The following is an 11,771-nucleotide window of genomic DNA, read 5'->3' as shown; positions in this document are numbered from 1 at the left end:
GCTATCACCTTGTATGATTGCGCGCCGGCGCAGTTGATGATCCCTTGAGGAGCCCCCGATGCGTCTACCGACTATTCTCCTGGCCGTCACATGTGTTGCAGCCGCAGCTTCAGCCGAAGACCTGTCGGGCACGCTCCAGAAGATCAAGGAGACGAAGAAGATCACGCTGGGCTATCAGGAGGCCTCGGTCCCGTTCAGCTATCTCGACGGCAACCAGAAGCCGGTCGGCTTTGCCATGGATATCTGTCTCAGGATCGTCGACGCCGCGAAACGGCAGCTCGGCATGCCCGACATCGCCGTCGACACTCTCGCGGTGACGTCGTCGAATCGGATTCCGCTGATGGTCAACGGCACGCTCGATCTGCATTGTTCGGCGACCACCAACAATGCCGATCGCCAGAAACAGGTCGCCTTCACCAACACGCATTTCCTCAGCGCAACGCGGTTCGCGGCGAAGAAGGCCGCGAAGATCAACACGATCGACGATCTGAAGGGCAAGGCCGTCACCGCAGTGGCCGGATCGGTCAACCTGACGCAGCTCGCCAAGGTCAATACCGAGCGCAATCTCGGCATCAACGTGATGCCGGCGAAGGACCAGGCCGAGGCCTTCCTGCTGCTGGAGACTGACCGCGCCCAGGCCTACGCACTCGATGACGTCCAGCTCGCGGTTGCGATCGCGCGGTCGAAGGAGCCGCAGCTCTACATGATCAGCGAGGAGGCGTTCTCGAAACCGGAGCCTTACGGCATCATGCTGCGGCGGGAGGATGCGCCGTTCAAGGCACTCGCCGATCGCGCCACCGCGGAGCTTTATGCAAGCCCCGAGATCGAGGTGCTCTACAAGAAATGGCTGCAATCGCCAACGCCACCGAACGGACTCAACTACAACGTTCCGATGTCACCGGCCTTGCGCAACGCCTTCAACAAGCCGAGCTCGAGCGCCGATCCTGATGTTTACGTGGTGAACTGAGGCGAGGGCGGCTTTCGCCTCTCCTGTAAGGAGAGGTGAAGACAGTGCGCCGGGCTGAGGATCAGCGCGCCGCTCGCCAGCGAGCGCTGATATTCGCGACGTTCCGCGACGGTGGAGGTATTGGACTAACGCAGCGAGCAGATGGATCACGCTTGGCTTGGGGAAAACCAGCAACAAGCGTTTCAATGCCAAATCGTAGGGCTAATCCTGATTGGCGTATGTGAGTCGGAGAAGCTGTATGGGCGTTTGGTTTTTAGTCCTAGCAGCCTGCGTCGTCGGCACGTTGCTCCTTTTGGCATTCTGCCGATAGGGCCGACAGCGGATGCACTTGTTGCTGCGAGGCATCAGCGAGCCGCTGAATAGCGGTTCCAGGCCGATGGCTTTTGACTGTGCATGGATGAGCGCGTTCACTTCCGGGATTGGAGGCGGACGTGAGTTGGTTGTTTGCGTTTCTCATTGCCGCGAGCGCAGTCGTTCTGATCGCTCATGCGATTGATGCGATGCGTTCCTGAAATTCGCGGCGGTTCGGGTCGCTAGCTCTGCAAGCGACCAGTGTCAATTCGAGGAACTTGACCTGCAGGTCAAGGTTGTCACAGCAGGAGGAATACGATCATGCTTGCGTTCTATCTGCCGATCATAATCTTCGGAGCGATACTCGAAGGAATTTCGAAGCAGCGCGCATCTGCATCCATCCAGGAACCGTCAAGCGTCGATTAGACTGCGATCCCCATGCTTAGGCCCTCGGTGCGCGCCGGCGGCTTCAGCTCCTCGACGACGGGATAGACCTTCCACGGTCCAAGTTCTTCGGCCTCGCGATAGAAGCGCTCCTCATTCGGTAGATGTGCCGGTCCATGAAGCTCTCGAGCTTGCGCTTGAGCTCGACGACTTTTGGCGACATCGGGTGGAGCATCTTTCGTCTCCTTGATCGGTGGACATCGGCTGGATCAGCCGATTTCCAGCTAATCGGGCCCCGGAAGCTTCGGGAAAGACGCGGTCGGCAACGTCTGGTACCAGAACGCGACCGAGGCGATGTCGTCCTGCAATCAGGTATTTCGCCTCCGTGACGCCCGGCAGCCCGCCGAGCGACACCCCGATATATCGTCCGAGGATTGACCAAAAGGTGAAGGCCGCGCACGGAACGAACCCAGGCCTGATCGCGCTTCAAGCGACGCGGTATTCCCTGAACTTTTCGCGCAGCGCGGATTTGAGCACCTTGCCGGTGCCGGTCATCGGGAATTCGTCCAAAAATTCGACTGCGTCCGGCAGCCACCAGCTCGCAATCTTCGGGCGCATGTGGTCGAGCAGGGCCTTGCCGTCGACGTTCGCGCCCTTCTTGCGAACGACGAGGAGCAGGGGGCGCTCCTGCCACTTCTCGTGCGATATCGCGACCACGGCGGCCTGAAGCACATCGGGATGAGACAAGGCGACGTCCTCGAGCTGGATTGAGGAGATCCATTCGCCGCCGGACTTGATCACGTCCTTGGAGCGATCGGTCAACGTGACATGGCCTTGACTGTCGATCACCGCCATGTCGCCGGTGATCAGCCAGCCGTCGCGGTCGAGGCCTTCGTCGAGCTTCATGTAGCCGGAGGCGACCCAGGGGCCGCGGGCGCGCAGATGGCCGACGGTCTTGCCGTCGCGCGGCAATTCATTTCCGGCATCATCGACGATGCGCAAGGCGGTGCCGAAGCAGGCGCGGCCGGACACCTGGCGCCGGTCGAACTTCTCCTTCTCGCTGAGGTGCTCCGAGCCCGGCCGCAGGCCCGGCATCGAGCAGCCCAGGGCCTCGGTCATGCCCCAGGCCTGAACGTAGTCGATATTGTAGTCGTGCTTGAGCTTCTCGACCATCGCGCGCGGCGGCGCCGAACCCGACGACAACGTTGCGCGCAGCGCCGAGAATTTGTTGCCGGTGCGCCCGAGCCAGTCGAGCAGGATTAGCCAGAAGCTCGGCACGCCGGCCGACAGCGTCACTTTCTCGCCTTCGAGCAACTCATAGAGCTTGTCGGGCTCGTAGTTGCGGCCGGGCAGCACCAGCTTGGAGCCGGTATAGGGCGCGGTGAACGGCATGTTCCAGCCATTGCCGTGAAACAGCGGCGCCATCGGCATCATCACCTCGCGCACGCCTTCGACATGGCCCGGCAGAAAGTCGAAACTGCAGCAGGTCATGGTCTGCAAGATCGCGGCGCGGTGCGAATAGATCACGCCTTTGGGATTGCCGGTCGTGCCCGACGTGTAGCAGATGGTGGAGGCGGACTTTTCGTCGAACTCGGGCCAGGCGAAGCCGGCTTCGTTTTCCTTGTCCAGAAGCTCTTCATAGCAATTGAGGTTCGGCAGCTTCGTCTCCGGCATCCGTTCGCGCGAGGACATCACGACGTAGGCCTCGATCGTCGAGAGTTGCGGCGCGATCGCCTCGACGATCGGCAGCGTGGCACGGTCGATGAACAGCAGGCGGTCTTCGGCGTGATTGATGATGTAGACGAGCTGTTCCGGAAACAGCCGTGGGTTGACGGTGTGCAGCACATAGCCCATGCCCGGCGCGGCATAGAACATCTCGAAATGGCGGTGCGTGTTCCAGGCCAGCGTGCCGACGCGGTCGCCCTTCTTCATGCCGAGCCGCTTCAAGCCCAGTGCCATGCGCTTGATGCGCGGATGGGCATCAGCATAGGTGTAACGATGGATGTCGCCTTCGATCTCGCGCGCGACGATCTCGGCCTCGCCGTGGTAGTCGGCGGCATACTGGATCAGGCCGCTGATCAGGAGCGGCATGTCCATCATCAACCCCTGCATGGTCTCCTCCTCCACAGCCACGTCGTTGCATGGCCTACGCGTGTGATTGCGCGCGAGGTTAACGGAACGCCGCGCGACGTTCACGCAGAAAAGAACGCGCGTGATTGCATGCCGCACTTTTTCAGGGCTAACTTCAAGCGAACGGCCGGCGAAGTGGTGTTTGCCGTGGAGGAGACGAATGTCAGCGGAAAAACACAAGACCGGTGCAGCGGAGGAATCTAGCGTCGATATCTCCGCCCTCCGTGCGCGCTATCGCGACGAGCGCGACCGTCGTTTGCGCAGCGAAGGCAAGGCACAATATGTCGAGGTGACCGGCGATTTCGCTCGCTATCTCGACGATCCCTGGGCCGATCCCTGCCTCGCACGCGCACCTGTCAGCGAAGCGACCGAAGTTCTCGTCGTCGGTGGCGGCTTCGGCGGCCTCTTGTGCGGTGCGCGCCTTCGCGAGGCCGGCGTTGACGATTTCCGGATCGTGGAAAAGGCCGCCGATTTCGGCGGCACCTGGTACTGGAATCGCTACCCCGGAGCTGCTTGCGATACCGAAAGCTACATCTACCTGCCGCTCCTGGAGGAGACCGGCTACATGCCGGTGCGCAAATACGCGCGCGCTCCGGAGATCTACGAGCACTCCCGCCGTATCGGTCGTCATTTTGATCTCTACGCGCGTGCGCTGTTTCAGACGATCATCTCACGGATGGAATGGCAGGAGCAGGAGGCGCGCTGGTTGGTCGAGACTGATCGTGGCGATCGCATCTGCGCGCGCTTCGTCATTCTCGCCGGCGGTCCGCTGAGCCGGCCGAAGCTGCCCGGCATTCCCGGCATCGAGACGTTCAAAGGCCACAGCTTTCACACCAGCCGCTGGGACTACGCGTATACTGGCGGCACTGCAGAGGGCGATCTCACCGGCCTTGCCGACAAGCGCGTCGGGATCATCGGCACCGGCGCAACCGCCGTGCAATGCGTGCCGCATCTCGGGCGCTCGGCAAAGGCGCTTTACGTTTTCCAGCGCACACCGTCCGCGATCGGCGTTCGCGATGACCGTCCGACGGATCAAGCCTGGGCGCAAAGCCTCAAGCCCGGTTGGCAGCGCGAGCGCATGGACAATTTCACCGCGGTCATCTCCGGCGAACCGGTCGAGCGGGATCTGGTGCAGGATGGTTGGACCGGGCTGCTCGGCGAGATCCTGCTGGCGCCGCGCCGCCAGCCCCAGCCGGTGACCTCGCTGGAAGAGGCACTCAGGGTGATCGAGCAGGCCGACTACCGCAAGATGGAGGAGATCCGCGCCCGCGTCGATACGATCGTGCAGGATGAGGCGGCCGCGGCGGCGCTCAAACCCTGGTACAAGGCGTTCTGCAAGCGGCCGTGCTTCCACGACGAATATCTCGACACCTTCAATCGTCCCAACGTGCATCTCGTCGACACCAAAGGGCAGGGCGTCGAGTGCATCACCGAGAATGCGGTCGTGGTCGACGGTAAGGCCTATGAGCTCGATTGCCTGATCTATGCCAGCGGCTTCGAAGTCGGCACTGATTACGCCCGCCGCATGGGTTTTGAGGTCTATGGCCGCGATGGCGTCAGCCTGTCCGAGCGCTGGCGCGACGGCGTCAAGACGCTGCACGGCTTCTATAGCCGCGGCTTCCCGAATTGTTTCCTGATCGTCACGGTGCAGGCCGGTCAGAGCGCCAATTTTCCGCACATCATCGACGAGCAGTCGCAGCACATTGCCTATGTGATCGCAGAAGTGCGCAGGCGCAAAGCGCGAACCCTGGAGCCGACGCTCGCCGCCGAGAAGGCCTGGGTCGACGAAGTCGTCAAGGCTGCGCTCGGCCGGCAGACCTATCTCGCCGAATGCACGCCCGGCTACTACAACAATGAAGGCGTGTTCGATCCGATCGCGGCAAGAAACAGCCAATATTGGCGCGGGCCGATGGCATTCCTGCGGCTGCTCGACACATGGCGGAAGGAGGGTAATCTGGCCGGGCTGGACTTGTCCTATGATCGCGCCATGGAGTCGGCGCCTCCGAGTGGGTAAGATTGCGCCGCAGATCGGTACAGGACGGGAGATAGCGGATATGATCAGGGGCAGGGCTGTTGCGGGGGCGGCTTTTGGCGCGATGGTGCTGCTTGGTTGCCTGGCACCTGCGGTCAAGGCCGCGCAATGCGGCAGCTCGCCGGCGGGCTTCGAGGCCTGGAAGCGCGAGTTCAGTCAGGAGGCGCAGGGCAAAGGCATCGGCCCCACCGCGCTTTCGGCCTTAATGCAGACCAATTATGCCAGCGCCACCATCGCGGCCGATCGCGGCCAGCGCAGTTTTTCCCTGACGCTCGACCAGTTCCTTGCCAAGCGCGGCGCCGCCGCCATCGTTGCCAAAGGCAGGCAGCTCAAGCAGTCGCAGGCCGCCTTGTTCGCCTCGATCCAGCAGCGCTACGGGGTGCCGCCCGGGCCGCTGATCGCGATATGGGGCATGGAGACCGGTTTCGGCAGCCAGCGCGGCAACCAGAACATGCTGTCGTCGATCGCGACCCTCGCCTATGACTGCCGCCGTCCCGAATTCTTCACCGATCAGCTCTATGCCGCCTTGAAGCTGATCGACCGCGGCACGCTCTCGGGATCGACCCGGGGCTCCATGCATGGCGAGGTCGGCCAGACCCAGTTCATGCCCAAGAACATCCTGGCCTATGGCACCGGCAATCTAGAGGTGGCTGCCAACGCACTGAATTCGACGGCGAATTTCCTCAAAGCCCATGGTTGGCGCGCAGGAGCCCGTTACCAGCCGGGCGAGCCGAACTTCGCCGCCATCCAAGCCTGGAATGCTGCCGGCGTCTATCAGAAAGCGATCGCGCTGATGGGCCGGCAGATCGATGAGGGAGGAGGGGCGGCAGCATTGCGCTAAGCCGTTCAGCAAGGCGTGATGCGTCGATGCGAGAAAGTTGTTGCCATCAGGAACTGAGGGCACGAGGTTTGCTTTGATCAGGTTCAGGGGTGGGCATGAGGAGACTCAATATGGCAACCCAGATCGTGATGGACCAGACCGGCGATACACGCCACGAGTTTGATCCTGGCAATGCCGAAGCGCTGGCGCGAGCCGAACGGCGCTTTCGGGAGCTGACCGGAGCCGGCTTCACTGCGGCGCTGCGAACCGGGCCCGGCGAGGTCACCCGAATCAGATCGTTCGACCCGACCGCGGAAGAAACGCTATTCTATCCGCGCCTGGTTGGCGGTTGATCTGAGCTGCTCATGATTGCGGCAGTTTGGCTCCGCGCGCCGGCGCGTGCGCGTCTGCATGCGCTGCGTGAACTCTATCGGCGCTTCTTCGGCGAGAACACGCCGGATGCCCGTGGCCGCCGGCTGCTCTCCGAATGGCTGTCGCCCGCACAACGGGCGCAATTCGAGGAGCACCGGTATTTCGACGTCGTCGGCTGCGACACCGGCAAGATCTATCGCATTCATTACGGCACTGCCGCCAACGTCCACGAAATCGACGGTGAAGGCCGAGCGACCATGGGATGGTGCTTCGTTCCGTCAGGCTTCCTCGTCCCCGGCGACGTGATGCTGGCGCAGAAGATCGCCCTTGAGACCGACGAAAGGGGAGCGCTTGCGCTCGCCAATCGGTTTCCGCCGGCAACGCATTCGGAGCACTTCTACCGGCGCCCATTCTAGCGCCGGAAGGACATGGATGCGCCTGATGCTCACCTCGCCCCAACGCGGCGAGGTGAAGTAAGCTTGACGACGTTGGTCAGGAGTGCGTGGTGCGGTAGGCATCCAGCGCATGCGCAGCAAAGACGCCAACACTGCAAAGGGCAAGCAGGGCAGAGATCAGCTCGATCATAGCACGTCCTCCCCCAGCGGCTGGGCGACGAGATTCTGGCAGCATGAATATTCGTAGATCAGGTCGAAGAGGAATTGCATGGTGGCCGTCCCTGTATTTATTTTGACAACCACTTAACCGGCCATCTGTTTCAGGCGTGTTTCGTCGCATCGGGAAAGGGGTTTCGCCGGAACCCCGGGGCCGGTTTGTGCGCTGCGGTCCCGCTATTGCTCAAGCCTTTGGGCCGCGACTTCGCAGGCGGTGCATCGGATTGCGAGGCAAAATCATGGCGCAGGTCGAATGGTTCGACGATCTCTCCGTCGGAATGCGGTTCAGATCCCCCGAGGTCGAGGTCACCGAGGCCGACATCAAGCGGTTCGCTGCCGAATTTGATCCGCAGCCGATGCATCTCGACCACGAGGCCGCCAAGGAGACCCTGTTCAGGGGGCTCGCTGCCTCGGGATGGCACACCGCCGCAATTGCCATGAATCTTGCGATCCAGACCCGACCCTTTGGCCCGCATCCGCTCATCGGCGCGGGCGTCGATGGCCTGCGCTGGACGATGCCGGTGCGGCCCAACGACCGCCTCCATCTGATCGGGGAGGTCATGAGCCTGACGCCTTCGAAGTCGAAGCCGCAGGGCATCGCGTTGGTGAAGTGGACGATGTTCAATCAGAACGATGAGGAGGTTTACACCTTCACCCCGATCGCGATCGTGCCGCGGCGGAGCTGAGGTCGCCGGCGTCACCATTGACCCACGCCGCGCCGGAGATGCTTGCGGGCGGCCGGCAAGGTGGTCACCTCGGCCCCGGGGAAGGTCTTCGTCGATTTCGCGATCAGCCTGCCGGCTTGGTTCGAGGGATCGCGTCCACCGCGTCAACGAGACGGTCTTTCGCAAGACCGTGCTCGTTCTGTTGCTGGTATCAGGATTTCGTTGATCTAGTGCCCTAAACCCTGAACCGGCGCCGCGCTGGTGTCGCTGCCGTGATGCGTCAGCGGCTTCATGCCGGTGACGGTGCGCAGCAGCACATAGAACACCGGCGTCAAGAACAGGCCGAACACGGTGACGCCGATCATGCCGGAGAACACGGCAACGCCCATGGCGCGCCGCATCTCCGAGCCCGCGCCGGTGGAGAGCACCAGCGGCAGCACGCCCATGATGAACGCCATCGACGTCATCAGGATCGGGCGCAGCCGTAGCCGGCTCGCTTCGATCGCGGCGCGGATCGGCGTGCGGCCTGCGAACTCGAGCTCGCGCGCGAATTCGACGATCAGGATCGCGTTCTTGGCCGAGAGTCCCACGAGGACGATCAGGCCGATCTGGGTGAAGACGTTGTTGTCGCCCTTCGAAACCCAGACCCCGAACATCGCGGCCAGCAGGCCCATCGGCACGATCATGATGATCGAGAGCGGCAAGGTCAGGCTCTCATAGAGTGCGGCCAGCACCAGGAACACCAGCAGGATGGCCAGCGGAAACACCCAGATGCCGGAATTGCCGGCGATGAACTCCTGATAAGTCAGATCGGTCCATTCGAAGGCAAAGCCCGGCGGCAGCACCTCCGCGGCGATCCTCGTCGCCGCCTCCTGCGCCTGGCCGGAGGAGAAGCCGGGAGCGGCGGCCGCATTGATGTCGGAGGACAGGAAGCCGTTGTAGCGGATCGCGCGCTCCGGCCCCGCGCTCTGGCGGATCGTGAGCAGCGCCGACAACGGCACCATGTCGCCCGAGGACGAGCGCACCTTCAACTGCCTGATGTCGTCGGCGCGAGCGCGGAACGGCGCGTCAGCCTGCACGCGGACGGAATAAGTGCGGCCGAACTTGTTGAAGTCGTTGACGTAGTAGGAACCGAGGTAAATCTGAAGCGTGTTGAACACCTCCGTCACGGGCACGCCCAATTGGAGCGCCTTGGTGCGGTCGATGTCGGCGAACAGCTGGGGCACGTTGACCTGGAAGCTCGAGAACACGCCGGCGATCTCCGGGGCCTTCTGCATCGCCGCCATGAACGCCTTGGTCGCCTCGTTCAGCGCCTCATAGCCGAGACCGGCACGGTCCTCGATCTGGAGCTTGAAGCCGCCGATGGTGCCGAGACCATTGACCGGCGGCGGCGGGAACATGGCGATAAAGGCTTCCTGAATCCCCGCATATTTCTTGTTCAGCTCGGCCGCGATGGCGGCGCCGCTGAGCGAAGGGTCCTTGCGCTCGTCGAACGGCTTGAGGGTCGAGAACACGATGCCGGCGTTGGAGGAGTTGGTGAAGCCGGAGATCGACAGGCCCGGGAAGGCGACCGAGCTCTCGACACCGGGCTGGGTCAGCGCGATGTCACTCATCTTGCGGATCACCTCTTCGGTGCGGTCGAGGGTGGCGCCATCGGGCAGGCGGGCGAAGCCGACCAGATATTGCTTGTCCTGGCCCGGCACGAAGCCGCTCGGCACCTGCTGAAACAAGAGGGCGGTGAGGCCGACCAGGACCACGTAGAGGCCCATCACCGCGGCCTTGCCCGAGATCACTCTGGTGACGCTGCCGCTGTAATTCTCCGAGGAGCGCGTAAAAGCCTTGTTGAAGCCGCGGAAGAACCAGCCGAGCGTCTTTTCGAGGATTAGCGTCAGCTTGTCTTTCGGTTCGTTATGGCCTTTCAGCAGCAGCGCCGATAAGGCCGGGGACAGTGTCAGCGAGTTGACCGCGGAGATCACGGTCGAGATCGCGATCGTCAACGCGAACTGCTTGTAGAACTGCCCGGTCAGGCCGGAGATGAAGGCGAGCGGCACGAACACCGCGACCAACACCAGCGCGATCGCGATGATCGGGCCGGAGACCTCACGCATCGCCTGATAGGTGGCATCGCGCGGCGACAGCCCGGCCTCGATATTGCGCTCGACGTTCTCGACCACGACGATGGCGTCGTCGACGACGATGCCGATCGCGAGCACCAGGCCAAACAGGCTGAGCGCGTTGATGGAGAAGCCGAACACGTGCATCACTGCGAAGGTGCCGACGATCGACACCGGCACGGCCAGAAGCGGGATGATCGAGGCGCGCCAAGTCTGGAGGAACAGGATCACGACCAGCACCACCAGCGCAATGGCCTCCAGCAGCGTGTGGATGACGGCCTCGATCGACGAGCGCACGAACTGGGTCGGGTCGTAGACGATCTGATAGGACACGCCCTCGGGCATGTTCTTCTTGATCTCGGCCATGGTGGCGCGGACGTGATCGGAGATCTCAAGCGCGTTGGAGCCCGGCGCCTGGAAGATCGGGATCGCGACCGCCTGCTTGTTGTCGAGCAGGGAGCGCAGGCCGTATTCGGACGCGCCAAGCTCGATGCGAGCGACGTCGCGTAAGCGCACCACTTCACCACGCGCGCCAGTCTTGACCACGATGTCGCCGAACTGCTCTTCGTTCGCGAGCCGCCCTTCGGCATTGACGGAGAGCTGGAGATCGATGCCCTTGACGTTCGGGGAGGAGCCGACGACGCCGGCCGCGGCCTCGACGTTCTGCGCCTGGATCGCCCTCACGATGTCGCTCGCAGTCAGGCCATGCTCGGCGGCCTTCTGCGGATCGACCCAGACCCGCATCGAATAATCGCCGGCACCATAGAGCTGCACGTCGCCAACGCCGTCAATCCGCGCAAGCCGGTCCTTGACGTTGAGCACCGCGTAATTGCGCAAATACGTCATGTCGTAACGGCCGTTCGGCGACAACAGGTGCACGACCATGGTGAGATCGGGCGACGACTTCTTGGTGATGATGCCGAGCTGGCGCACGACGGCGGGCAGGCGCGGTTCGGCCTGCTGCACGCGGTTCTGCACCAACTGGGTCGCCTTGTCGGGGTCGGTGCCGAGGCGGAACGTCACCGTCAGCGTCATCGCGCCGTCAGTGGTCGCCTGGCTCGACATGTAGAGCATGTTCTCGACGCCATTGATCTGCTCCTCGATCGGCGTCGCCACCGTCTCCGCGATCACCTTGGGGTTGGCGCCGGGATAGGTTGCGCGCACCACGACGGAAGGGGGCACGACATCGGGATATTCCGAGATCGGCATCGCGAACAGCGAGATCAGGCCGGCAAGGAAGATCAGGACCGACAATACGCCGGCAAAAATAGGACGATCGATGAAGAATTTCGAGAGATTCATGGCTTTGCCCCTGGGCAATGTCTTGGTCGTATCCACATAGCTCAGCCGTCATTCCGGGGCGCGGGCGAAGCCAGCGAACCCGG

8 protein-coding genes and 1 pseudogene are annotated in these 11,771 nt (G+C 62.7%); 6 read left to right on the top strand and 3 right to left on the bottom strand.

Going from position 1 to position 11,771, the window contains the following annotated elements; genetic code table 11:
• Window positions 1–58 precede the first annotated feature (58 nt).
• Window positions 59–967, top strand: a complete 909-nt coding sequence (locus tag IVB12_RS30130) for an amino acid ABC transporter substrate-binding protein (RefSeq protein WP_247304545.1) — start codon at window positions 59–61, stop codon at window positions 965–967.
• Window positions 968–1,701: 734 nt separating this feature from the next.
• On the opposite strand, the pseudogene IVB12_RS38490 reads toward IVB12_RS30130, so the two are convergent.
• A pseudogene (locus IVB12_RS38490) lies at window positions 1,702–1,877 on the bottom strand (acyl-CoA dehydrogenase); the annotation flags it as partial.
• 251 nt (window positions 1,878–2,128) lie between these two features.
• A complete protein-coding gene (locus tag IVB12_RS30125; protein WP_247304542.1) occupies window positions 2,129–3,754 on the bottom strand; it encodes a long-chain fatty acid--CoA ligase in 1,626 nt (541 codons plus the stop codon).
• A 178-nt stretch (window positions 3,755–3,932) separates the two neighbouring features.
• On the opposite strand from IVB12_RS30125, the gene IVB12_RS30120 reads away from it, so the two are divergent.
• The 5 genes from IVB12_RS30120 to IVB12_RS30100 all read left to right on the top strand — a co-directional run bounded on the left by IVB12_RS30120 (window position 3,933) and on the right by IVB12_RS30100 (window position 8,293).
• Window positions 3,933–5,786, top strand: coding sequence for an NAD(P)/FAD-dependent oxidoreductase (locus IVB12_RS30120; protein WP_247304539.1), 1,854 nt, complete (start codon window positions 3,933–3,935; stop codon window positions 5,784–5,786).
• A 40-nt stretch (window positions 5,787–5,826) separates the two neighbouring features.
• Complete coding sequence (locus tag IVB12_RS30115) at window positions 5,827–6,645, top strand: lytic murein transglycosylase (protein ID WP_247304536.1); 819 nt, start codon at window positions 5,827–5,829, stop codon at window positions 6,643–6,645.
• Between the two features lie 110 nt (window positions 6,646–6,755).
• Window positions 6,756–6,977, top strand: a complete 222-nt coding sequence (locus IVB12_RS30110) for a hypothetical protein (RefSeq protein WP_091888574.1) — start codon at window positions 6,756–6,758, stop codon at window positions 6,975–6,977.
• Window positions 6,978–6,989: 12 nt separating this feature from the next.
• Window positions 6,990–7,412: a hypothetical protein gene (locus tag IVB12_RS30105; protein WP_247304533.1), complete on the top strand. Its 423-nt coding sequence runs from the start codon at window positions 6,990–6,992 to the stop codon at window positions 7,410–7,412.
• Between the two features lie 434 nt (window positions 7,413–7,846).
• Entirely contained in the window at window positions 7,847–8,293 is a 447-nt protein-coding gene (locus IVB12_RS30100) for a MaoC family dehydratase (RefSeq protein WP_247304530.1), read from the top strand.
• Window positions 8,294–8,499: 206 nt separating this feature from the next.
• On the opposite strand, the gene IVB12_RS30095 is transcribed toward IVB12_RS30100, so the two are convergent.
• Window positions 8,500–11,688, bottom strand: a complete 3,189-nt coding sequence (locus IVB12_RS30095; RefSeq protein ID WP_247304528.1) for a multidrug efflux RND transporter permease subunit — start codon at window positions 11,686–11,688, stop codon at window positions 8,500–8,502.
• Window positions 11,689–11,771 lie beyond the last annotated feature (83 nt).

This window comes from Bradyrhizobium sp. 179, assembly GCF_023073535.1.
Classification (GTDB): domain Bacteria; phylum Pseudomonadota; class Alphaproteobacteria; order Rhizobiales; family Xanthobacteraceae; genus Bradyrhizobium.
Note: the sequence above shows the minus strand (reverse complement) of the source record. Positions and strands in the feature narration are given on the sequence as shown.